Annotated in this window: 18 protein-coding genes; 2 read left to right on the plus strand and 16 right to left on the minus strand. The window is 59.5% G+C overall.

The window, feature by feature from the left end:
- Positions 1–11: 11 nt before the first annotated feature.
- The 9 genes from AC54XV_RS17830 to AC54XV_RS17870 all read right to left on the minus strand — a co-directional run bounded on the left by AC54XV_RS17830 (position 12) and on the right by AC54XV_RS17870 (position 15,123).
- Positions 12–2,918: a glycosyltransferase family 2 protein gene (locus tag AC54XV_RS17830; RefSeq protein WP_496717120.1), complete on the minus strand. Its 2,907-nt coding sequence runs from the start codon at positions 2,916–2,918 to the stop codon at positions 12–14.
- 114 nt (positions 2,919–3,032) lie between these two features.
- Positions 3,033–6,605 carry a glycosyltransferase gene (locus tag AC54XV_RS17835; RefSeq protein WP_104652490.1) on the minus strand — a complete coding sequence of 1,191 codons (3,573 nt, stop codon included), beginning with the start codon at positions 6,603–6,605 and terminating at the stop codon, positions 3,033–3,035.
- A gap of 89 nt (positions 6,606–6,694) precedes the next feature.
- Complete coding sequence (locus tag AC54XV_RS17840) at positions 6,695–8,287, minus strand: flagellar hook-associated protein 3 (RefSeq protein ID WP_003404348.1); 1,593 nt, start codon at positions 8,285–8,287, stop codon at positions 6,695–6,697.
- Positions 8,288–8,300: 13 nt separating this feature from the next.
- Positions 8,301–10,361 carry a flagellar hook-associated protein FlgK gene (flgK, locus tag AC54XV_RS17845; protein WP_003404346.1) on the minus strand — a complete coding sequence of 687 codons (2,061 nt, stop codon included), beginning with the start codon at positions 10,359–10,361 and terminating at the stop codon, positions 8,301–8,303.
- Positions 10,362–10,371: 10 nt separating this feature from the next.
- Positions 10,372–11,616 (minus strand): flagellar assembly peptidoglycan hydrolase FlgJ, encoded by a 1,245-nt coding sequence (gene flgJ / locus AC54XV_RS17850; protein ID WP_024639346.1) that lies wholly within the window; start codon positions 11,614–11,616, stop codon positions 10,372–10,374.
- A gap of 10 nt (positions 11,617–11,626) precedes the next feature.
- The gene (locus AC54XV_RS17855) at positions 11,627–12,736 is read right to left on the minus strand and encodes a flagellar basal body P-ring protein FlgI (RefSeq protein WP_003404340.1); all 1,110 of its coding nucleotides are present in this window, start codon (positions 12,734–12,736) and stop codon (positions 11,627–11,629) included.
- Between the two features lie 13 nt (positions 12,737–12,749).
- A complete protein-coding gene (gene flgH / locus AC54XV_RS17860; RefSeq protein WP_011268457.1) occupies positions 12,750–13,463 on the minus strand; it encodes a flagellar basal body L-ring protein FlgH in 714 nt (237 codons plus the stop codon).
- An 84-nt stretch (positions 13,464–13,547) separates the two neighbouring features.
- Positions 13,548–14,336 carry a flagellar basal-body rod protein FlgG gene (flgG, locus tag AC54XV_RS17865; protein WP_003412455.1) on the minus strand — a complete coding sequence of 263 codons (789 nt, stop codon included), beginning with the start codon at positions 14,334–14,336 and terminating at the stop codon, positions 13,548–13,550.
- A 46-nt stretch (positions 14,337–14,382) separates the two neighbouring features.
- Positions 14,383–15,123: a flagellar basal body rod protein FlgF gene (locus AC54XV_RS17870; RefSeq protein WP_003316785.1), complete on the minus strand. Its 741-nt coding sequence runs from the start codon at positions 15,121–15,123 to the stop codon at positions 14,383–14,385.
- A 283-nt stretch (positions 15,124–15,406) separates the two neighbouring features.
- Here AC54XV_RS17870 and AC54XV_RS17875 point away from each other — a divergent pair, with 283 nt between their 5' ends.
- Positions 15,407–15,598 (plus strand): hypothetical protein, encoded by a 192-nt coding sequence (locus AC54XV_RS17875; protein WP_024639345.1) that lies wholly within the window; start codon positions 15,407–15,409, stop codon positions 15,596–15,598.
- Here AC54XV_RS17875 and AC54XV_RS17880 read toward each other — a convergent pair whose 3' ends face one another.
- From AC54XV_RS17880 to cynS, 7 genes are all read right to left on the minus strand, one after another.
- A complete protein-coding gene (locus tag AC54XV_RS17880; protein ID WP_003404337.1) occupies positions 15,599–17,347 on the minus strand; it encodes a flagellar hook-basal body complex protein in 1,749 nt (582 codons plus the stop codon).
- Positions 17,348–17,544: 197 nt separating this feature from the next.
- The gene (gene flgE / locus AC54XV_RS17885; RefSeq protein ID WP_003404334.1) at positions 17,545–18,873 is read right to left on the minus strand and encodes a flagellar hook protein FlgE; all 1,329 of its coding nucleotides are present in this window, start codon (positions 18,871–18,873) and stop codon (positions 17,545–17,547) included.
- A 25-nt stretch (positions 18,874–18,898) separates the two neighbouring features.
- On the minus strand, positions 18,899–19,588 hold the full coding sequence (flgD, locus tag AC54XV_RS17890; RefSeq protein ID WP_003404333.1) for a flagellar hook assembly protein FlgD: 690 nt from the start codon (positions 19,586–19,588) through the stop codon (positions 18,899–18,901).
- Between the two features lie 15 nt (positions 19,589–19,603).
- A complete protein-coding gene (gene flgC, locus AC54XV_RS17895) occupies positions 19,604–20,044 on the minus strand; it encodes a flagellar basal body rod protein FlgC (RefSeq protein WP_002554316.1) in 441 nt (146 codons plus the stop codon).
- 3 nt (positions 20,045–20,047) lie between these two features.
- Complete coding sequence (gene flgB / locus AC54XV_RS17900) at positions 20,048–20,455, minus strand: flagellar basal body rod protein FlgB (RefSeq protein WP_003370068.1); 408 nt, start codon at positions 20,453–20,455, stop codon at positions 20,048–20,050.
- 278 nt (positions 20,456–20,733) lie between these two features.
- Positions 20,734–21,207 (minus strand): nuclear transport factor 2 family protein, encoded by a 474-nt coding sequence (locus tag AC54XV_RS17905; RefSeq protein ID WP_004416966.1) that lies wholly within the window; start codon positions 21,205–21,207, stop codon positions 20,734–20,736.
- Positions 21,208–21,217: 10 nt separating this feature from the next.
- A complete protein-coding gene (gene cynS / locus AC54XV_RS17910; protein WP_003404332.1) occupies positions 21,218–21,685 on the minus strand; it encodes a cyanase in 468 nt (155 codons plus the stop codon).
- A gap of 73 nt (positions 21,686–21,758) precedes the next feature.
- On the opposite strand from cynS, the gene cynR reads away from it, so the two are divergent.
- Positions 21,759–22,673, plus strand: coding sequence for a transcriptional regulator CynR (gene cynR / locus AC54XV_RS17915; RefSeq protein ID WP_054091707.1), 915 nt, complete (start codon positions 21,759–21,761; stop codon positions 22,671–22,673).
- Positions 22,674–22,761: the final 88 nt, after the last annotated feature.

The following is a 22,761-nucleotide window of genomic DNA, read 5'->3' on the forward strand; positions in this document are numbered from 1 at the left end:
GGGTGAACGACTCAAACGGCCAGAGTGAAGCCTTTGCCGTGGAGATCCAGATTGACGCTGTAGGCTTCATCCTGCGCGAACTGCGCTGACCACTTGTCCATCAATGCTTCGCGCGCCTGCTGCGGGGCATGCAGCACACCGGAATGCACCACCTGCACATGCGGCGTCCATACGGTCAGGTAGCCGGCCTGCGCAGCCTTGAGGCACAGGTCGACATCGCCCAGCGCTTCGGCGAATGCCTCCTCATCAAGACCACCCACTGTGTTGTATAGCTCCTTGGCAATCATCAGGCAGGCCGATGACACGGCAGAGTAGTTTTGCTCGACCACCAGACGCTGCATGTAGCCGGTGGCGGTCTTGGGCTCACCGACAAACCCCGAACCCACACCGCCATTGAGGCCCAGCACCAGACCGGCCTGAGTCACTGCGCCTTCGCCATCCACCAGCTTGGCGCCTACCACGCCCACTTCCGGGCGTTGCGCCTGGTTGAGCAGTGATTCGATCCAGCCGACATTGACGATCTGACTTTCAGCATCCAGCAGGATCAGGTATTCGCCACCGGCTTCCTGGCTGATCAGATTGCGCAGGGTCGCGGGACTCATGCGTTGTTCGGTACGGAATACCCGCACGCGACCCGACACCTGCTCCTGCCGGTCAAGCCAGGTCGACAGTTCGGCAGAAGTGCTGGCGTTGTCACCGATCAGCACTTCATAACGCTGATAGCGGGTGCGTTGCAGAATGCTTTGCAGGCAGCGCTGCAATTCGGGGAGGTTGTCTTGGCTGTGCAGCAGGATCGAAACCACCGGCCGGTGGGCGTGGCGATAATCGATCTTGTAGGTGCCAGGCTGTGCCGAGCTGACTTCCGCCTGATAACCGCGCTTGCCAAGGTGGCGCTTGAGCGCTTTCTGTTCGTCCGGATTGTCTTTCAGCTCGGGCGCCTCACAGATCAGCAACGGTTCGCTCAGATGGGCCAGGCCGCTCATGCCGTCCTGCTCGATCAGGCGCAGCAACAGATCGAATTCCAGCGCCTCGGGAAACTCGCGCGAGTATCCACCCGCCTCGACCAGCAACTCACGGCGCACCAGCCAGTGACGAGCCATCAGTGCCGGCAGGCTTTGCAGCAGATCAAGGTTGAAGCCGGGACGAAACACCGGCGTGAGCGTGCCATTGGCTTGACGCTGAATCTCGTCCACGGCAACGGCCCGGCACTGCGCGGCATCGATCAGCTCGGCGCTGGCCAGCAACAGACCGCTGCGGGTGAACTCTTCGCCGGCCTGCGCGAGCATCAGCCAGTCGCTGGGCGACTGTTTGACGACCTGGTTGATCTTGTCGACGTAATTGCTTTCGGTGACCTTCACAAAGTGCAGGGTATTGTGCAGCGTAGTCACGGCTGGCAACTCTCCGGTGGTGAACACCACCACCCTGAACGCCTTGTAATGACTGTTGATCAGGCTGTCGAACGTGGCCTGCAGCTTGAATACATCCGCTTCCAGGTCCAGCAACAGGATACCGATCTGCGACCCGGCCGGTTTGCTGGCGAGCTTGTCGCTGATCTGCTTGAGGGCCTCAGGCGCCGGATCGCGCGAATCGAGCCAGTTGAGCAGTTGACCGGAAGCCATGCCATCGAGCAGCCGACCATTGTCGAAAGCGGATGCCGCCTGCAGACGCTGGCTCCAGGCCGAAACCTGTTCGATCTGCTTTTCGCTGTCCTTGCCTTTGCCGCTGATCAATTCCGCGATCAGGCTCTTCACGACGCCCAGATTGAAGGCGTAGGTTTCGTAGGCGTACCACAGGCGGCTGATGCGCGCTTCGGCGTCCGGGTTGCTCTGCTCGCGCAATAACTCGGCCTGCTTGAGCAGCGCTGCTTCCAGCCCTTCCAGCTGCAAACGGCCCGCTGGCATCAGATGGATGAGGAATTCGATTCTGGCCAGCTCATCGAACAGTGCCTGGTTGTAAAACGGCATTTCGACGAACTGGCGAGGCTCGAAGAGCGCGTCCGATTGCTCAAGGCCGACATTCCACACCGCGCTGATGATTTTCTCATCGCCCTGGAAGCCCTGGGTCTTGAGGCACTCGCCCATGGCGGCAAGACCGGCCTGAATCTTCTGTTCACCCTGCGCGCCGTCGAAGCCCGAGCCCTCACCGAGCAGCGCGACCAGTTTTTTGGCGAACGCATCGCGGACGGCCCTGGCCTTGGGATCAGTGTGCCTGACGGCGGCGGCAATGGCCGCGCCATGGCGTAGCTCGGCCTGCTTGCCCGAGGTGAAGTGCAGTGCATAAGCGATTGGCAGGATGCGCAGGCGGGCCGCCGCAACCAGATAGTTCATATGGCCGATTTCCTGCCAGTGCGGCTCGGTGTCATCGGTAACCGAAGTGAACCACTGCTGCGCCAGCTCCGTGCGCGTCACTGCGCTGAGCAGCGACAGGCTTTCACTCATGAAACCCAGAATCCGCTCACCCGCGTCATCCGCGGCATAGTCTTCGCAGGTTTTGCGATCGCGACGGAAATAGTCCACCTGACCGACCTGCGCCTGATAGCTCAGGCTGTAGCCCTGACAGGCGCCGTAGGTGGGGTTGGCCTCAAGAAAGCTCAGCGCTGCGCTCAGTGCATCAGGCAGCAGAAAACTGTCGACCGGAGCCTGAACCACGAAGGGCGTGGTCACCTGCTTGAGCCCCTCGGCGATCCTGACGCCAAGGCTGGCACTGGCCAGCGCGTCACTGTGCAGGTAATGCAGGCCGGCTGTGCCGGCAATCTCCGCATCAGGCTGGGCTGACGCATCGACCACTATGAGGGTGCACGGAAACTGGCTGTAATACTTCAAGGCGCGGCGCAGGAAGTCTGGCTGGTCCCTGGCCATCAACAGCAGGGTCAGACGCTGATTCAAAGCGGTGTGTTCATTTCCCGAATGGCTTTGCATGATCTTTCCTTATAACGAATCGATTGCGCCTTCAACCGCAGCGGGCGTTGAAGCAAGAGCGTAGCGTGACCGTGCCAGCGGGCAACCCGCTGGTGCGTGTTCAAACGGATCGGATCAGTCCGGCAACCAGCCGTTGGCCCAATACTGCAGGTTTTCGCCGCGCAACATGAAGTCACGCAGTACTGTCTCGCGCAACTCGTCGCCCATGCGGTAGCTGGCATTGGGGTCGGACAAGTGCATGCGGATCGCCTGCAACCATTCTTCGGAGCTGTTGGTGTACACCCGGGTCGCCGGCAGATGGCCGCGATACGCCTCGGTGTCGGAACAGATCACCGGATAGCCGCAGGCGCCGTACTCCAGCAACCTGAGGTTGCTTTTGCAGTCATTGAAAATATGGAATTCCAGCGGTGCCAAGGCCAGATCAAGGTTCAGGCTGGCGAGCTTGGCCGGGTAGGTTTTCAGGCTGACCCCTGGATGGAACTCATGGATGTAGGGCTTGAGCAGATCCGGGCACATGCCGAAGAACACCCACTCGACTTCATCAGCCAGTTCGCGCACCACATCGGCAATCAGCTCCAGGTCCCCCCGATGGCTGGTGCCGCCGCCCCAGCCGATACGCGGCTTGTCCGAGCTGCGACGCTGGGTCCTGAGGTTACTCCACAAGTGGGTCGCCAGCATGTTCGGCACGACGCGAATGTCGCTGTGCATGCTCGACAGCGCCTCGGCCAGCGGGTGAGTCGATACCACCACACGGTCACACAGGCCTATACCCTTGCGCAGCATGGCGCCGATGTTGTCCGGCATGTTGCGCTTGTGCTCGTTGCGCTCGGGGACATCGGCGATGTAGTCATCAAGCTCGAAAATACGCATGGCATTGGAGTAGTTCTTTGCCAGCTCGATGTCCGGGACCTTGGCTTCTGTGTAACGCCCCTGGAAAACGATGACATCTGGCGACTGGCGCTCTATTTCGACCGGCGTTGCGGTCTCGTAAGTCATCCGGCCAACCACCCGCCCGGCCGCCATCAACTCCAGGAGTGGCTGGCTGACCCGGTAGTGACCCACCGCCGAGGAGTTGACCGCCATACCGAAAATGGACGGCAGATGCCGGGTGCAGAACGGGCTCCAGCCCGCCAGCAGACCAGGGTCCAGGGTGAACGACAGCGCCTCGTTGAGGTACAGGTTGGGGTTGTAGGCCTGATCCCTGGCCATCTTCGGCAGCCACTTCTGGAAGAATGATTTCTGCTCGTTGTCGAGTACCTGACGAGACGTCTCGTTACGTTCGGCGGCAGCAGGCTCGGCCAGTACCAGCGATGAATCCGGGGTACCGACGATCAGGTAACCCTCGTGCCCGACACGCATGCACAGGTCCAGATCCTGCAGCCCCTGCGTGAAGGTCGCCGCCTCCAGTGCGCCGACGGCGTCGAACACGTCCTTGCGCACCATCAGGCAATTGCCGCTGACCGCACTCCAGTTCTGGGTCAATTGCAGGCGCTGCATGTAGCCACTGGCACCTGCAGGGAAATTGATGAACGGCCGACCGGCCAGACCATCCATGCCCATGACCATGCCTGCGTACAGAATATTGCCTTGTGGATTGAGGATACGTGGACCGACGATCCCGACCTCGGGGCGCTGGGCATGGTGCATCAGCCCCTGCAGCCAGTCCGCCTGATGGATCAGCGCATAGGCGCTGAGCATCAGCAGATAATCGCCACGCGCCTGACCGGCGGCATGATTCTGGGCGGCTGCCTCGCTGCCTGTTGCGGACAGGGAAAAAATCCGCAACTTGTCGCTGCCCAGCTCACTCATCGCCGTGAACCATGCCCGCGCTTCGGCGCTTTCGCTGGCGTTGTCGACGATCAGGACTTCGTAATTCGGGTAGGTGGTGTTGCTGAGCAGACTGTCTATGCAGCGCTCCAGGGCGCCCAGTTGATCCCTGGCGGTGATGATGATCGAGACCAGAGGCAGTGATGGGTGAACGTACTCGATGCGATTGAGCAACGGCAACTGATCGTGATGAATCACGTGTTCTCTGCCGATCCGTGACAGGTGGGCTGCAACCAGAGGCTCGCTGTGCTCGATAACACCAGGCAGCGACAGCCAGTCCGCGAACGCCAGACGCGACTCGACCTGAACTTCGGCAATGTGCTCGATGCTCTGCGGCCCGGCCCCTTCGACCAGACGCCAGATCACATCGTGCGGGGCGAGTTCATCGAAGGCCGGATCGAAACCGCCCATGTCGAGCAGATTTCGACGTTCGAACGCCAGCGTGCGCCCGACATAAGGGTAGGCACGCAGCAGGTCCAGGTTGAAGCCGGGTTTGAAAATCGGCTCTCTGGACTCGTCCTCGACCAGCGCGCCTTCGTCGCTGTAGACACACAGCAGCCCGGGGATCTGGGCGATACGCTCGGCCAGAATCAGCAGCGCTGGCTGCGTCAGCCGGTCACCAGCGCGCAACAGGTAGACCCAGTCGGCACTGTCCAGCAGTGGCAATACTTCGTTCAGTTGCCGAGCCCAGTCCGGCTGCAGAGAAAAACGCAGCACCTGAGGGTCGTCGACACTGGCGTTGGTCAGCACCACCACCGAGTCTGCGGCATAGTCCTGTTCGGCCAGGCTGCGCAAGGTGATATCGAGGGCCTCGGCATCGCCATCCGCATCGATGATCACCGGCACGATACGTGGCTGCCAGGCCCAACTGACAATGCGCTGTTCCAGCAGCTTTTTTTGCGGCTCGGAAAACCGGCGGCAGGACAGCCATTCGGCGTAAAGCTCTGCATAGCTGTCACTGCTGCTGCCAACGCGGCTCATCATGATGCCCTGGCGACCAGCCATCACCCCGTAAAGGCCGACCTCATCCCACTCGCGCGGCTCTTCGTGCGCGCGGCGCAGAGGCAGAAAACGCACCCAGCCCTGAGCCGGTGCGTCTTCGCCGCTACGCGCCTTGAGCATTTCGTTCAGCCAGCCCCATTCGGTGGTGGCTTTCTGGTGCATATCGCCCTGACTGCTGAAGCGCCCCGGGTGCAGGCGTTCGGTGCTCTGGATGCTGTGCAGCACCACGAGATTGCCGCGTCGCAGCAGGCAGATAAACAACGTGAAATCCAGCAGCGCAACGAAACCCTGCGGCAGCGCAATGGACGGCAGGTATTCCTGGACATCGGCGCGACGCATCAGCGCGCCACTGAAACCGCCCAGATAATTGCGCGGCGTGCGCTCGAAAATCGCCAGCATGTCCTCGCCCTTGAACACGGCGTCGTAGGGCACGAGGCCGACGTTTTCCATGCGGGCCGGCAAGACATAATCATCGACATCCACCAGATGGCGCTTGCTGACGACGAGTTGGACGTCCTGGTAGGTATCAAGGGTTTGCGCCTGATGCGCAATGCAGTAGTTATAGAGGCGGTCGTCATCACAGAGAAACTTGATGTACTCGCCGCTCGCCTGCTCCAGCCCCTTGAGCAGGTTGCCCTGAAACCCCAGGCGCTGAGGATTGCGCAGGTAACGGGCCCGGTCGCTGTCGGGAGCCACCAGTTCGTCGAAAATCGCCTTGATCTCGTCGCTACGGCAATCGTCACAGACGATGATTTCGAGATTGTCGTAGACCTGGTCGAGCGCACTTTGCAGCGCTGCGCGGAAAAAACGCGGATTGAAGGCGGGAATGACGATACTGACGAGGGGGACTGAATTCACTATGACTGACTCGCGAGCGGCTGGGGACCCATCAGTCGAGTGGCCCCCCTCACCGCTGAAAAAAGACGGCGGATGCTCAACGTCAGAACTCAAAGCTGACTGAACAGGTTCAACTTGGATAGCATGGTAAACACCTGCTGAGAAGCGTCCAGCATGGTTTTCTGTAATGTCAGGCGGGTGGTCGCCTCGACGATGTCGGCGTTTACGTAAGTGCCTTGCTCAGTGGTGTTGTTGCCTTTGAGCAGATCGTTGGTCGTGCCTTGGGCGGTTGCCGCCAGCTGACGCGCACCGCCGTTTGAGCGTGCCGTAGAGGCCTGCTCGATGGCGCTGCTCATGTTGCCCAGCGCAGAGTTCAGCGCTGCCGTCATATTCTGCGAGGCCACCAGGTTGCCATCGGTGGGCGTCGACAGGGCTTTGATCGCCGCTGTCAGCGTATTGAGAATGTTCTCGGTCTGGTGCGTGCCAGACTCGACGATGAACTGGTCGCCGGCAGCCGGCGTGCCGCTGATATTGAAGTTCACCCCTGAAGCATTGGCCGTCGAACCAGTCATGGTGCCACTGGACACTGGCTTGCTGCTGCTGGTCAGTGGCGCGGCGTACAGGTCGTAATCGGTCGGGCTGGTGAACTTGAGGATTGCGCCGTCTGTCGGGAAGGTATTGTTGAAAGCAGTCCGGTCCGCAGCGGTATTGCCCACGACAGAGCTACTGACGGTCGCCGTTGACGTATTGCCGGCGCTGCGCGAGGTGGAAACACTGTCCGGTGTCGACGCCAACTGGTAGCTGCGATTGGCCAGCGCCGCATCTGCGGTAGCGTCCGAAACCCGGTCAGCGGCTGGCAGGTTGACGTTGAGGGTCATTTCCACGCCGCGGAAGGTGAACGTCTGGGCATCGAACGAGCCGTGGGAAAACTTGCCGCCAGACGACGTATCGGAACTCACGTCAGTGCCACTGGCGTCAGTGATCTTGAACTGCGTACCGCTGAGAAAGGTCAGCGTGTAGGGCTCACCGGCCTGGTAGCTGGCGTTATAGGTCGGAGTGGACGTCACCAGGCCACTGCTGAGGCCGATCTTGCCGTCATCGGTTGCAGGCGAGAGCAGTGTGGCAGACGTACGGGTTGTGTTGACCGACTGTTCGAAGGCCTCGAAACCTGACGTGTTGCTGGCCATCACCAGACCATCGCCTACCGCCAGATTGACGCTGGTCTGATCGCCCTTGTAGCTGTAGGAGCCGTCGGCGTTCAGCGAGTACGGTGGCGTAGAGGCCTTGGAACCGGAAAATATGTACTGACCGTTCGGGTCCTGGCTGTTCATCAGGCCCAGAATCTGACTCTGGTACTGCTTGAGGGCCGAAGCCTTGGCGAGCCGGTCCGAGTCGGTAAAGGCGCCACTGCCTGCAGAGACGATCTGCTCACGCGCGGCCTGCATCGTGTCGATGATGCTGGTCAGCGTCGTTTCGGTGGTCACCGCATTGGTATTGATCGTGCCGATATTGGTTTCGTACTGGGTCAGCATGGAGTTCTGCTGGGTCAGTTGCAGTACGCGCGCCGCACCCACCGGATCATCGCCCGCAGTATTGAGCTTGATGCCGCTGGAAACCTCTTCGCTGGTCTTGTTCAGGTTCGAATAGTTACGCTGATAATTGGTGTTCGTGGATTCGAAGAACTGGGTAGTCGAGATACGCATGGCTCACGATTCCTTAAAGACTGTTGATCAGCGTGCTGAAAATGGTTTGTGCCGCCTTGATGATCTGCGAAGAGGCGGTGTAGTACTGCTGGTACTTGATCAGGTTGGACGCTTCTTCATCGAGCGATACACCCGAGACCGAATCGCGTGACGACTTCGCCTGGCTGACAACGGCCGCTGTGGCGGTCACATCGTTCTTGCTCTGGCTCGCCAGCGTACCCACAACAGACACCGTATCTGCATACGAACCGGACAGGCTGGTACCCACACCACCGTTGACGACGCCGACAGTCTTGGCAGTCTGCAGGCCGACCACCGCCAACGCATTGCGGTTATCGGACGAGCCGCCGCCGGTCATGCCGATGCTGAACGTGTCATTGGCAACCGGCGAGCCGGAAATGGTCATTTGCAGTTCAAAAGCGGTTTTGCTGCTCGGCGTTGTCGTGGTGTCGGTATAGCCAACGTTCAATTTGACGGTGTTGGCCTGACCCTGAATGATCGAACCACTGACGGCGTTGCCATTCTGGTCAAGCACCGCCCCGCCACTCGCATTGATCAGGGTATAACTCTGCACGCCGGTGCTGCTGACCGCACCCATTACCAGTTTCATCGGGGTGGAGTCTTTGAGCGCATTGCGCAGGTCAGCGGTCTGGGTGCTGTCGTAGATATCGGACTTGGTGTTCAGCACCGGCTGAGTGAAGCCGCCGGTGCCGGAGTTGCTGCTACCCGCGGTTGCCGTCAACGGCGCGGCAGCTGCAATGTCCTTGGCATCGGTCAGCACCACCGAAATCCCCGAGGCGCCAGTACGGGTAGGGATGACCTTGAAACTGTCACCGGCGGCCAGCGTATTGCCGTTGAGGCTCACACTGAAGCCATCGAACTGCTTTGGCGGATTGTCAGCCAGCGAACCGGCACCCACGCTCTCGCCATTGGGCAGACGGCGCACGCTGAAATTCGATGAATCGCTGAACGTCACTTCATAATCGTTGGCGGTCAGCTTGCTGGTGTCGCCGATCGTCACGTTGAGGTTGCCGGAGCCGACACTGTTGGTGGTTTTGCCGACGCTGCGCTGGGTGATGGCATCCGCACTGTTGATGCTGGAGAACAGGTTCGAACCGAAGTTGCCCTTGCTGTCGATACCCTGGCTCATCTGGCTGTTGACCTGATCGGACAGCACCATCGCGGTACGGCCCAGTTCATTGGTCGCGGGCACCAGCACTTCGTTGCGATAACGCAACAGACCACCAATCGAGCCGCCAGTAAGCACCGAGGTCACATCGGTCTGGGTCTGGCCGTAGGCAATCTGCACGTTGTACTGCAACGGATCGGACGGGCTCGGGCTGGCCGACATCTTGTAGGACGTGCCGCCACTGACCAGCGATTGTCCGGTGCCGGTATAAATGTCGAAGTTGCCGTTGTTCTCGACCACTTTCACGCCAACCAGCTCGTTGAGCTGACGAACCGCTTCACTGCGCGAGTCAAGCAGGGTGTTAGGCGTGGCATTGCCCGCCGACGCTTGTGTAATCTGCTTGTTCAGGCTCGCCAGCGTGGTGGTCAGTTCGTTGACCTGTTTGGTGAAGGTGTTGAGCTGCGTGTTGACGTTATCGTTCTGCGTGGACAACTGCGACGACACCGAGTTGAAGCGTGCGCTCAACGCGCCAGCCTGGGTCAGGAACGACGAGCGTTCTGCCGACTGCGTGGCGCTGGTGGCGATGCCCTGCATCTTGGTGAAGAAATCCGCCAGCTGCACGGAGATCCCCGTCGCACTGTCGGACAGCAATGTATCGGTCTTGCTGGCCTGACCGGAATAAGCCACTGCATCCGCGCTGAGGGCGGTGCTCGATTGCAATTGGGTGTCCAGATAGCTGTTGTAGATGCGACGTACGTCGGACAGCGTGGTGCCGGTACCGATGTAGCCCACACCCTGACCAAGAGCGATCTGCGCCGAAGCCGTGGTCAGCACCTGCTGACGCGAGTAACCCGCGGTATCCACGTTGGCCGTGTTGTTACCGATGGTGTTGATCGCGGCACTGCTGGCATTGATACCTGAGAGCCCAATTGAAATCAGCGACATGAGTCAAACCTTATAAAGTCGTGGAAGAGCCCGCTGCAGCGGCGTAAGTCTGGTAACTCTTCATCTGCTTGGCAATCTGCGAAATCTTGCTGGCATAGTCCGGGTCAGTGGCGTAACCGGCTTTCTGCAATTCTTTTACAAACTGTTCCGGTTTATCGGCCGAATTGACCACTTCTTTATAGCGACTGTTGTTCTGCAACAGACTGACCAGGTCGTGGAAGCTGTCGGCATAGGAATCGTAGGAACGGAAGTCCGCGGTTTCCTTGACCATCTTGCCGTCGCGGAACTCGCTGGTGATCGCGCGCGCTTCGGCACCCTTCCAGCTGCCTGCCGCCTTGATGCCGAACAGGTTGTAACTGCTGCTGCCGTCCTGCTGACGCATGATCGATTTGCCCCAACCGGTTTCCAGTGCCGCCTGCGCCACCAGCATGACCGGGTCAACGCCGATACGTGCTGCGGCTTCCTTGGCCAATGGCAGCATGGTTTCGACGAACTGATCGGCGTTGCTGAACGCACGCTTGGCCGGTGCCAGCGGTGGCTGGGCCATGGAACGCACGTACTCGGGCGCTGGCGCCAGGTTCGGATCGAGTGTCCAGTCGCCGTTGTTGCCTGTGCTGCCGGCTGTCGCGCGAGCGGGTACCGGGCTGTTGCTGACGGCGGTTGTAGCGGACGGCACGATGCCAGCCAGCAGACGATCGGTGAGCTTGGCGGGCAGGGACAGACGGCGGGCGTTGAGCAGCGCCATGTCATTGCGCCCTTCTCCGGACGCCGATGCCGCAGCCGCCGCCTGATCGGCAGCCGCCGAGCGCGTGGCCCACAATGGACGCTGGTAGACACTGGTCGCCAGACCGGTCTTGGCCGGCGCAGCGTCAGTAGCGGCCGTTGCAGCGTCGGTCGTATTGACCGGCGCGGCATGGTTTATCCCCTTGTCTTTCGACAATTGGCGCATCAGCACATCCTGCAGACCGATACCGTTGCCACGCGTGGAGAGTGTAACCGCCAGCTGCTGGTCATACATATCCTGATACTGCCGCGTGGCAGGGGTGTTCATCGGATTGTCCTTGGCCAGCACTTCGTTGGCCGAGCGCATGGCCTTGAGCATCTGGCTGACGAACAGCGACTCGAACTCGCGGGCCACTTTCTTCTGGTTTTCCACACTGTCCTTGTCGCCATGCTTCAGCGACGCCAGACGGTTGACGTCGGTGTACGCACCCGAGTCGACCGCTGACGAAATTCCGCTCTTGGGCATATCCATGCTCGAATCCTCAGATCACGATCAGGTCGGCTTGCAACGCGCCGGCCTGTTTAAGCGCTTCGAGAATGGCCATCAGGTCACCGGGCGCAGCGCCCACCTGATTGACCGCGCGAACGATCTCATCCAGCGTGGTGCCTGGACCGAACTTGAACATCGGGTGCAGCTCCTGCTGGGCATTGACCCGCGAGCGAGGCACTACCGCAGTCTGACCGCCGGACAATGCGCCCGGCTGGCTGACGATCGGGTCTTCGGTGATGGTCACGGTCAGGCTGCCGTGGGTTACGGCAGCAGGCGACACCTTGACGTTCTGGCCGATGACAATCGTGCCGGTACGCGAATTGATGATGACCTTGGCAGCGGTCTGGCCGGGATCGACTTCCAGGTTTTCCAGAATCGACAGGTAGTCGACACGCTGACCCGGATCAAGCGGCGCGGTCACACGCACCGAACCACCGTCCAAGGCCTGAGCGACGCCCGGGCCCAACAATTCGTTGATCTTGTCGACTATCCGCTTGGCCGTAGTGAAGTCGGAACGGTTCAGGTTCAGGGTCAGGGTATTGCCCTGATTGAAGCCGCTCGGCACCGAGCGCTCGACCGAAGCGCCGCCAGGAATGCGTCCCGACGACGGGACGTTGACGGTAATCTTCGAACCGTCACGGCCTTCCGCATCGAAACCACCGACCACCAGGTTGCCTTGAGCGATGGCGTAAACGTTGCCGTCGACACCTTTCATCGGTGTCATCAACAGCGCACCGCCGCGCAGACTCTTGGAGTTACCGATCGAGGAAACGGTGATATCGACCGTCTGCCCCGGCTTGGCGAAGGCAGGCAGATCCGCATACACAGCGACCGCCGCGACGTTTTTCAGCTGCACGGTGCCCGAACCCGACGGCACCTTGATGCCGAACTGCGACAGCATGTTGTTGAAGGTCTGCAGGGTGAACGGGGTCTGGGTGGTCTGGTCACCTGTACCATTGAGACCCACGACCAGACCGTAACCGATCAACTGGTTGGCCCGTACGCCAGAGATGCTCGCGATGTCCTTCAGACGCTCGGCGTGGACGCCGAACGCTGTGGACAACAACAAGGTCGCCGCTATCAGTTGCTTGAGCTTGATCATGTCTATCCCGCTATCAGAAAGGGAACAACGGGCTGAGGAAGAACCGGTCGAACCAGCCTGGCTGGCTGGTATCGGCAAAGGCTCCGGTCCCCGAATAGGTAATACGTGCATCAGCGATACGGGTGGACGACACAGTGTTGTCGGTGGCGATATCGTCAGCCCGGACCAGGCCGGCAATCCGCACCAGTTCATCACCGGTATTGAGGGTCATCCACTTTTCACCACGTACCGCCAGAATGCCGTTGGGCAGCACATCCGCAACCGTCACGGTGACCGAACCGGTCAGACTGTTGCTCTGTGCAGCCTTGCCATCACCCTTGGTGGTCCGCGCACCGTTGTAACCGGCATTCAGACTCAGGTCGTTGCCGCCAATCGGGTTGTTGGTGGTCAGACCCGAACCGAACAGCGAGGTCAGACCAATGCTGTTGGTGCTGTCCTTGGACATTGCCGAAGTGGCCGCCTTGCTCGCCGCCATACGCTCGGAGAGCGTGATGGTAATGATGTCGCCAATACGGAAGGCCTTGCGGTCGCCGTACAGGTTCTGCTCGAAACCGGCCTGATAGATGGCGCCATTGTTGGCAGCCGCCGACATGGGCGTACGCGGCAACACCGGAGCGTAATAAGGGTCATTGGGCTTGGCCGTCGGCGCAACACAGCCGGACAGCAGGGTGATCCCGCACAATGAAGCGATCAACACTGAAAAACGCGGAACACTAAGGCGGTTCATGACACTTGAAACCTCGCGGTGTAACAGGCGCTTATCAGGCGCCCCATCGGATTGAGCGGTTCTACGAGCAGCGACATCAAGGCCTTACAGGTTCTGCGTCAGGTTTTGCAGCATCTGGTCAGCGGTCGAGATCACTTTGGAGTTCATCTCGTAGGCGCGCTGGGTAGTGATCATGTTGACCAGTTCCTCAACGGTGCTGACGTTGGAGTTTTCCAGGGTGTTCTGCAGGGTCGGACCCAGGCCGTTAAGGCCAGGGGTGCCGATCTGCGGCGCGCCGCTCGAACCGGTTTCCAGGTACAGGTTGCCACCGATGGCCTGCAGGCCGGCCGGGTTGATGAAGTCGGCGGTCTGGATATTGCCGATGATCTGCGGCGTAGCGGTTGCGCCTGCCAGCGTGACGGAAACAGTACCGTCCTGACCGACCGTGAAGGTCTGGGCGTTCTGCGGAACGACAATCGCAGGCTCAAGGGCATAACCGTTGGCCGTGACGATCTGGCCGTTGGCGTCGAGGTGGAACGTACCGTCACGGCTGTAGGCAATGGTGCCGTCCGGCTGGGTCACCTGAAAGAAACCACGACCGTTGACCGCCAGGTCCAGCGGGTTGTTGGTGGTCTGCAGGCTACCGGCAGTGAAGTTCTTCTGCGTGCCGACAATGCGCACACCGGTACCCAGTTGCAGGCCGGAAGGCAGTTCGCTGTCCTGAGTGGACTGGGCACCCGGCTGGCGTTTGATCTGATACAGCAGGTCCTGGAACTCGGCCCGGTCACTTTTGAAACCGGTGGTCGAGACGTTCGCCAGGTTGTTGGAGATGGTGGTCAGGTTGGTATCCTGAGCGGCAAGGCCGGTTTTGGCGACGTATAGAGCAGGAAGCATGTGTGTTCTCCTCGAGCGCCGGTTTGTCGGCGCAAGCTGTCATTGATTAGCCAAGTTGCAAGACGCGAGCCATAGACTGATCGTCTTCTTCGGCGGTCTTCATCATCTTGACGTGCAATTCGAATTGACGGGACAAGGCCAGTACCGAGGTCATTTCCTCGACCGCATTGACGTTGCTCGCCTGCAGAAAGCCGGACTCGACCTGAACGGTGGCATCTGCGTCGGCAGGCCGGCCGGTCTTGGTATGGATCAGACCGTCAGGGCCCTTCTCCATGGTCTTCAGGTCAGGCCTGACCAGTTTGATGCGGTCGACCTGCGCCATCACCTGCGGACTCTCGCCCAGCGAACGAATGCTGATCGTGCCGTCGGCGCCGATCTCGATCTGCTGCTGAGGCGGCACGGCAATCGGACCGCCGTTGCCCATAACCGGCAAACCGCTGCCGTCGCGCAACACGCCCAGGGCATCGATGTTCATGCCGGAACTGCGGGTGTAGGCTTCACCGCCGTCAGGCGTCTGCACCGCGATCCAGCCATCACCCTTGACAGCGATGTCCAGCTCACGACCGGTCTGCACCATGGCGCCGGCGGAAAAGTCGGTCCCGGGACGCTCGCTCATGGCGTAGGCACGCGATGGCATGACCTCGCCAAACACCGGCATCGAGCGGGCCTGTTCAAGGTCACGCATGAAACCGTTGGTCGAGACGTTTGCCAGGTTGTTGGCATGAGCCTTTTGCGCGATCGCGTTTTCGGATGCACCGCTCATTGCGACGTAAAGCAACTTGTCCACAGTCTTCCTCCTCCGACAGACGCTTGCCGCCTGTAGCTGTTCTGAAAGGGTTAAAGCAATTTTTGAACCAACTTGTCAGGCTCGATACAAATGCCTGATTAGCCAGTAAAAACCGGCATTCGCCGACGGCCTGAGGAGCGCGCGTCAGCCAATAGCGGCGGTGGACTGCCGCCTGCCGCTTGCCAGACCGGAAACACCGCCAAAAAAACTTCATCGAACTGCGCCGAGAACCGGATCGACAGTGATAACCTTGCCGACACCGCAACCCTGAACGGGAACCGTCATGCCTTTTCGTGCGTGCATCATCGGTATCGCGAGCGCGAGCCTGATGACCCTTGCCCTGCTCTCTCAGGCCGATCCCGCCCACTATTACAAATGGCAGGGCGACAGCCGGATCGTCTGCGCCCAGGCCAGCCCGGGCCCAGGCTGGAAACGCTTGAAAGGCCACTTCATCAAAGCCGACTGCTCGATCTGATCAGGTCGACTGAATCAGCGTCTGCATCAACGTCACTTCGGTGGATATCGCCTTGGAGTTGGCCTGATAGGCCGTCTGGGCCTGGATCAGCGCAATCAGCTCATCGGCCAGCACGACGTTCGAACCCTCCAGCGCGCCACTGACGATACTGCCCAGCGTACCGACGCCCGGCACATCATATTCAGCCACTCCGGAATCAGCGGTGGCGGCCCAGCGTGTATCGCTACGCGGCTGCAAGCCATGGGGATTGGCGAAACTGGCGAGCATCACCTGACCGATATCTTTAGTCATGCCATTGGTAAACCCGGCACGCAGAATGCCGTCCCGGCCAACGTCGAGACTTTTCAACTCCCCTGCCGAATGGCCATCCACGTAGGCGGCGGAGCGCGAACTGGCAGCGTTGTGCTGAAGCAGATGGGTGAAGTCGATGGTGATGCCGTCAGCGCTGCCGGCCGCCCCGTTGGCTATCCAGCGCTCACGACTGGTGCCAGGATCAACCGCCATCACCGGCGACCAGCCCGTGAGTTTCAGCTGATTGCCATTGCTGCTGCTCAGACCCGGACTGCCGGTCAACGACGCAACAGTGCCATGCGAATCGAAGACGATATTCGCTGTCAGCGGCGTGGTGGAAGCGGAGTTCTGCGGGTTTCGATCGTCGATCAGCACGTGCATGCGCCAGCTGTTGGTGCCGTCCTTCACGAAATACTGTTTCAGCTCATGGGTGTTGCCCTGACTGTCAAAGATCTGGTTACCGAACATCCTGCTGTAAGTGTTCAGATCTGCGGGATTGAAGTGCGGAACCGGCCGATGCATGACCGTATCGCCCGGGTCGAGCAGACTGGTCCCGGCATCGCTCAACGGCAACGAAACAGCCCCGCCGTTCAGCGAGCCGTTCGCCGCCCACGCGCCATTGATCTGCGTGGCAGGTACCCAACCCTGCAAGGCAAATTCGGTGTCCGAGACTTTGCTCAGGTGCTGATCATTGCCGCTGTACGACAGGGAGCCGTCAGGCTTGAGCTCAAGGCTCACCTGCAACGGCGCTACGCTGTCGGGATCCACCGGATTGCGCCCGTCCACCAGCACATACATGGACCATTGATTAGCCTCGGTCTTGACGAAATACTGCTTGAGCTCATGATCGGCTGCGGGCACCGGAGTGATGCCCACATCCTGGATGGTCCGGGTGGCGACCCGTGTGTAGGTCGCGGGGTCGGCCGGGTCAAAGGTCGGCAAGCGGGCGAGCGAAGGCAGCGAGGCATCCAGATTGATAGTTTCAGCCACCGTGGTCGTGGCCCTGGCACCGACGTTGGACGTATCGATCTGCAGGTCCGTGCGGATACCACTGGCAATCTCGCCCTTGTCGTTTGCGGCGTAACCCTGCAAGCGCCCGCCATCGCTGTCGACGACAAAGTTGGCAGCATCCTTCAAAAAGGCGCCGGCCCGCGTATAGGCCAACGAACCCTGATCACTGACCACAAAAAAACCGTTGCCCTGAATACGCATATCCAGCGCATTGCCGGAACTGATCACGGTTTCACCCTGATTGAAATTCTGCTGCACCGAAGCAAGTCGTACGCCATCGCCGACAGCGTGCTGTCCGGCCCCCAACTGTGCGGACGCATATAAAGCAGAAAACTGCGCACGAGACGACTTGAACCCCAGGGTACCGACGTTGGCAATATTATTGCCCGCCACTTCCAGTCGTTTATTGGCAGCATGAATACCGCTGATCGCTGTATTGAATGACATGAGAACTCCCTTGCCGCACAGGCAATTCATAGAGGAGTTTTATTCTCACATCATCGTGCGTAGGAAGTTTCCAAGTAGGATGCGGGAGTCATCCGTAACTTTCAGTACTAAAAAAGACATAACAAAATACTTTGCAGACACCCATAAAAAAGCCCCTTTTTACAGGGGCTCTTTCAACACGCATCCAACAACACGTGTTACGTCATCTGAATAGTGGTCTGCATGATGGTGCTTTGTGTGGAAATGGTCTTGGCGTTAGCCTGATAGTTGCTCTGCGCCTTGATCAGGTTAACCAGTTCCATGGTCAGGTCGACGTTGGATTCTTCCAGCGCCTGACCGGTGATGTAACCCAGCGTACCCGACTGTGGAGCGCCGCTCACCGGGACGCCGGAAGCGAACGTTTCACGCCAGTTGGTGCCGCCGGCCTGCGCCAGACCCTGCACGTTGGCAAAGCTGGTCAGCGAAGTCTGACCGATCACCTGCGACTTGCCGTTGGTGTAAGTGGCGAACAGGTTGCCGCTCGAGTCAACGTTCATGCCGCTCAGCTGGCCAGTGGCGTAGCCATTCTGATCCTGCTTGAGCAGACCGGATACCGAAGCGGTCTGGGTAGTGCTCGACATGTCCAGCTTGATCGAAGCAGCGCCCGTCGCACCGTTGGCTGCCCAGGTAGCTGTCGTGCCAGTACCGACCTGCACGCCAGGCACCCAGTTGCTCACGGCGAATGTACCGTCAGCGTTGAACTTGATGTTGGCGCTGTCGGTAGGAACAGAGCCGCCGGCAGTGGTCACCAGATTGCCCGAGGAGTCGAATGTCAGGTCATTCTTGTCCGGCGCGGTGGACGTCGGATCGGAAATGCTGCGCCCGTCCATCAGGGAATACATCGACCAGGTATTGGTGCCGGTCTTGACGAAATACTGATCCAGGGTGTGCGCATTACCCTGAGTGTCGTAAGTCGGGGTGCTGTACTTGACGTTGTAGCTATTGGTATCGGTCGCATCGAACGTCGCAACGGTCGGCAACGCAGTCGTCGAGTTCAGGTTGGCGGAGTTAGTGATCGTGGTCGTCGCCTTGGGCTCCAGATTGGACGCGTTCACACGCAGATCGCTGAGCGCGCCGGTCACCACAGCGCCATTGGCGTCAACGTTGTAACCCTGCAGCTTCATGTTGCTGCTATTGACGACGTAGCCTTCCTTGTCGGTGTGGAATGCACCGGCACGGGTATACAGCTTCTCGCCGTTATTGCTCATCATGAAGAACCCGTCGCCATTGATGGCCAGGTCCAGACTGTTGGCTGTTCCGGTGGTCAGGCTGCCCTGAGAGAACTGCTGGGAAACCGCAGCGGTTGTCACACCACTGCCGACGCTGGTATTGCCGGAAGTACCGCGAATCGACTGAGCATACTGATCAGCGAACTCGGCACGTGACGATTTGAAACCGGTTGTCGCGACGTTGGCAATGTTGTTGCCGGTAACGTCGAGACTTTTGTTTGCAGCATAGAGCCCACTAAGGCCGATATTGAAAGACATGTTTCACTCCTGCGCCGTAGCGGCTCTACAATCCGATAGTTTGAACTTTGGACAGGGCAACACTGCCGCTGGCCAGGTTAAGCGTTGTTTCTGCGCCATTGACACCCAGCGTGACACTGTTGACCGTGGCGGGCAGGTAAGTTGAAAACTGTGTGTTCTTGCCTTCGACCGAGCCTTCAGCCTTGAAGCTGTAAGTGCCCGATGGCAGCTGGGTACCGCTTGAGTCCGTACCGTCCCAGGCAAAGCTGGTGGTACCGGCTTTTTGCGTGCCCAGGTCGACACTGTCGACCAGATTCGATTGCGCGTCGTACACCTTGACCGTCGTTAGCGAGCTTTCGCTCGGCACCACGATCGAACCGGTCAGGCCTTTGGTGGTATCGACCGAGGTGCTGCTCGCATCGATGATCACTGAGCGACCGACCAGTGACGAGGCCTGCAAGGCCTGCGACGACTTGTAGCTGCTGGCGATCGTGTCCACCGTCGACGTCAGGTTCTGCATGCTTTCAAGGCTGCTGAACTGCGCCAGTTGCGCCACGAACTGCGTGTTGTCCTGTGGATCCAGCGGGTTCTGGTTCTTCATCTGCGTCACGAGCAACTGCAGAAAAGAGTCCTTGCCCAGCGTGCCGGTAGAATTCGTCGCGGTCGGCGTCGGATTCTGCAGCGTATTCAAAAATGTCGATGAAACGCTGTTTGCTGCGGTGCTATCAACGGCCATAACGTTCGCCTTCTATCACTGACCGAGGGTCAGAACCTTCTGCATCATGGATTTAGCGGTGTTCATGATTTCTGCGTTGGTCTGGAAAGACCGGCTGGCAGAAATCATGTCGGCCATTTCTTCCACGACATTGACGTTGGGGTAGTAGACATACCCGTCCTTGTCAGCGGAAGGATGATTGGGCTCGTAACGTGCTTCCAGGTTCGAGCTGTCTTCGATGATGCCGTTGACCTGAACACCCTGCCCGGCTTCGCCCTGGTCCTGGAACAGCGAACCACCTGTGGACTGCTGACCCTGCATCACGGTGGCGAACACCGGGTGACGGGCGCGATAGGTCTGGTCCATGCTCGAAGACACGGTCTCGGCGTTGGCGATGTTACTGGCCGTGGTGTTCAGACGCGTGGTCTGGGCACTCATGGCGCTACCGGCAATGTTGAACACATTGGCTAGTGACATGAATTATTCTCCGCGAAGGGCTGCAACCAGCCCCTTGAACTTGCTGTTGAGCAATGTGAAGCTGGCCTGGAAGCCCATGGCGTTCTCGGTGTAGCTGGCCTGCTCGACCTGGGAATCAACGGTGTTCTGGTCCAGCGAAGGCTGCGACGGCGTGCGATACATCAGCGTCCCGTCGTCATTGCCCATGCCCTCGGCTTCGATATGGCGGCTGTTGGTCTTGTTCAGCGCGAAGTGACCGTTCTGGACCTTGTCGTTTTCGGCAGCCAGCACCGAAGAGAAGTCCAGATCGCGAGCCTTGAAATTCGGGGTGTCGGCGTTGGAGATGTTGTTGGCCAACACCTCTGCACGCTGAGCCCGGAAGTTCAGAGCCTTTTCATGTATGCCTAGCGCTTTATCGAAGCTGATGCTCATTTCGGGAAACCTTTGCCGGTTGACCTGATTCTGTTGTTACTGACAAAGCAATCGGCGTGCCATGTTGTAAAAGCCAATGTTTGCAGGGTCCACAGGCGGCGGCGAGGCGGCAATGCCAGAAAAGCGGCAAGGCATTTCCGCTGTGGAGGGGTAAAGCGGCAAGGTGGGTGCCGTTTTTTTGCCAGTACCGGCTTGCCGCCTGGCAATCGTGGCCCTTCATCATTGCCTCAACCGGACACCCAATAAAAAAGAGACCCGAAGGTCCCTTTGACGATTGATCAGAGGCCAAGCTCGCTCAACCCCGGGTGATCATCCGGTCGGCGCCCCAGCGGCCAATGGTATTTGCGCTCGGACTCGGCGATCGGCAAATCATTGATGCAGGCAAAGCGCCGTTGCATGAGGCCGTTTGCAGCGAACTCCCAGTTTTCATTGCCATACGAACGGAACCAGTTGCCGGAGTCGTCATGCCATTCGTAGGCATAGCGCACGGCGATGCGGTTATCGGTGAATGCCCAGAGCTCCTTGATCAGCCGGTAGTCCAGTTCCTTACGCCACTTGCGTTCCAGAAAGGCCTGGGCCTCTGCGCGACCATTGACGAACTCGCTGCGGTTACGCCAGTAGGTGTCTTCGGTGTAAGCCAGTGCGACTTTCGCCGCATCGCGTGAATTCCAGCCATCCTCGGCGCCACGGACTTTCTGGACTGCAGTCTCCAGGGTGAAGGGTGGCAATGGCGGTCTTCCTTTATCACTCATCTCAGCGTCCTCAGAACGGTTTGTAGGGCAGGAATTTTCCATCGAGGGTGATCACGGCTCGCTCTCCCCCTTCCGGATCGTCGACTTTCTTGATGTCGAGCTTGAAGTTGATTGCGCTGATGATGCCGTCGCCGAACTGCTCATGCACCAGTGCTTTCAGCGTTGTGCCGTAGACCTGAACCATTTCATGGAAGCGGTAGATGGTCGGGTCGCTGGAGACGTCTTCGACATTGCCGCGCAACGGGATGGTTTGCAGTTCGGCGACCGCGTCCCGGTCCAGTCCGAGACGCTCGGCGACCACCTCGGCCACCGCCTGCGGCAAAGGGTGCTGCCCGAGCAATGCAGCGGTGACATACACCACGCTCAACCCCGTACCTTCTGCAAGTCCCGCCCAGGTCAGGTTCTTCGCAGTCTTGGCCTGCAGCACACGTTCAGTCAGATGCTGGCGCGGCGCTCGGGAAATATTGCTGTGCGGCATAGGTAACCCTCCGGAATGAATTCACATCACTCACAGGATCGGCAACTATCACCATAAGATCCAAGACTGATTTATGATCATCGCCATAACCCTGACTTATGGTGATGCTGTGCTGTTACGCCATATACGTTATTTGCTGGCAGTCGCCGACCATGGCAATTTCACCCGGGCGGCCGAGGCCCTGCATGTCTCGCAACCGGCGTTGTCGCAACAGATCAGGCAGCTGGAAAGCAGTCTGGGTGTGCAACTGTTCGACCGCACCCGCCGCAGCGTCGTGCCGACCGATGCCGGCCGCGTGTATCTGGACCACGCGCGTCGCTGCCTGCTTGAGCTGGATGCCGGGAAGCGTGCGCTCAACGATGTCAGCGACCTGTCACGCGGACAATTGCGCCTCGGCGTCACGCCTACCTTCAGTGAATACCTGATAGCGCCGCTGATCGACCGCTTCAGCGCGCTGTATCCGGGAGTGGCAATCATCCTCACGGAGCTGCCTCTGGAGCAGATTACCGAGGCACTGATCAGTGACGCGCTCGATCTGGCCATCGGTTTTGCCGGCAGTCACGCTGTCGAGATAGACAGCCAGCCGCTGTTCGATGAACAACTGTGCCTGGTCATGGCCAAACCTGCCTCCGAGAAGCAGGCCGCGCTGACACTTGAGGACCTGCAAGCGCTTCGCTTCGCCTTGCTGGCCCCCGGATTTGCCACTCGCCAGCTGCTGGATGCCTGGTGCCAGATGCAGAACTTCAAGCCGATCATTGGCCTGGAAGCGAACTCGATTGCCATTTTGCTCAAGGTCGTCGCCCAGGGCCGCATGGCGACCATTCTTCCCGATGCCATCGTTCGCAAGCAGCCCGGGTTGTGCGAAGTCCAGACGATCCCTGCCCTGCCTGGGCGAACGGTTGCGCTGCTGCGGCGTAAAAACGGCTACCAGAGCGCCGCCGCCAAGGCTTTTGCAAAACTGGTGAACGGCAGTAGTACGCAAACCTGAGCCCGATGGGCAGACGGTCAGAGCTATTTTCGACCGCGCACAAAAAAAGAGACCCGAAGGTCTCTTTGTTCATGACAGGCCACTGACA

This window comes from Pseudomonas fragariae (ex Marin et al. 2024) (assembly GCF_059621105.1).

What these genes read in the sequence shown, in the direction of transcription:
- AC54XV_RS17830 (WP_496717120.1), bottom strand. Translation starts at nt 2,918, where the DNA reads ATGCAAAGCCATTCGGGAAATGAACACACCGCTTTGAATCAGCGTCTG.
- AC54XV_RS17840 (WP_003404348.1), bottom strand. Translation starts at nt 8,287, where the DNA reads ATGCGTATCTCGACTACCCAGTTCTTCGAATCCACGAACACCAATTAT.
- flgK (WP_003404346.1), bottom strand. Translation starts at nt 10,361, where the DNA reads ATGTCGCTGATTTCAATTGGGCTCTCAGGTATCAATGCCAGCAGTGCC.
- flgJ (WP_024639346.1), bottom strand. Translation starts at nt 11,616, where the DNA reads ATGGATATGCCCAAGAGCGGAATTTCGTCAGCGGTCGACTCGGGTGCG.
- AC54XV_RS17855 (WP_003404340.1), bottom strand. Translation starts at nt 12,736, where the DNA reads ATGATCAAGCTCAAGCAACTGATAGCGGCGACCTTGTTGTTGTCCACA.
- flgH (WP_011268457.1), bottom strand. Translation starts at nt 13,463, where the DNA reads ATGAACCGCCTTAGTGTTCCGCGTTTTTCAGTGTTGATCGCTTCATTG.
- flgG (WP_003412455.1), bottom strand. Translation starts at nt 14,336, where the DNA reads ATGCTTCCTGCTCTATACGTCGCCAAAACCGGCCTTGCCGCTCAGGAT.
- AC54XV_RS17875 (WP_024639345.1), top strand. Translation starts at nt 15,407, where the DNA reads ATGCCTTTTCGTGCGTGCATCATCGGTATCGCGAGCGCGAGCCTGATG.
- AC54XV_RS17880 (WP_003404337.1), bottom strand. Translation starts at nt 17,347, where the DNA reads ATGTCATTCAATACAGCGATCAGCGGTATTCATGCTGCCAATAAACGA.
- flgE (WP_003404334.1), bottom strand. Translation starts at nt 18,873, where the DNA reads ATGTCTTTCAATATCGGCCTTAGTGGGCTCTATGCTGCAAACAAAAGT.
- flgD (WP_003404333.1), bottom strand. Translation starts at nt 19,588, where the DNA reads ATGGCCGTTGATAGCACCGCAGCAAACAGCGTTTCATCGACATTTTTG.
- flgC (WP_002554316.1), bottom strand. Translation starts at nt 20,044, where the DNA reads ATGTCACTAGCCAATGTGTTCAACATTGCCGGTAGCGCCATGAGTGCC.
- flgB (WP_003370068.1), bottom strand. Translation starts at nt 20,455, where the DNA reads ATGAGCATCAGCTTCGATAAAGCGCTAGGCATACATGAAAAGGCTCTG.
- AC54XV_RS17905 (WP_004416966.1), bottom strand. Translation starts at nt 21,207, where the DNA reads ATGAGTGATAAAGGAAGACCGCCATTGCCACCCTTCACCCTGGAGACT.
- cynS (WP_003404332.1), bottom strand. Translation starts at nt 21,685, where the DNA reads ATGCCGCACAGCAATATTTCCCGAGCGCCGCGCCAGCATCTGACTGAA.
- cynR (WP_054091707.1), top strand. Translation starts at nt 21,759, where the DNA reads ATGATCATCGCCATAACCCTGACTTATGGTGATGCTGTGCTGTTACGC.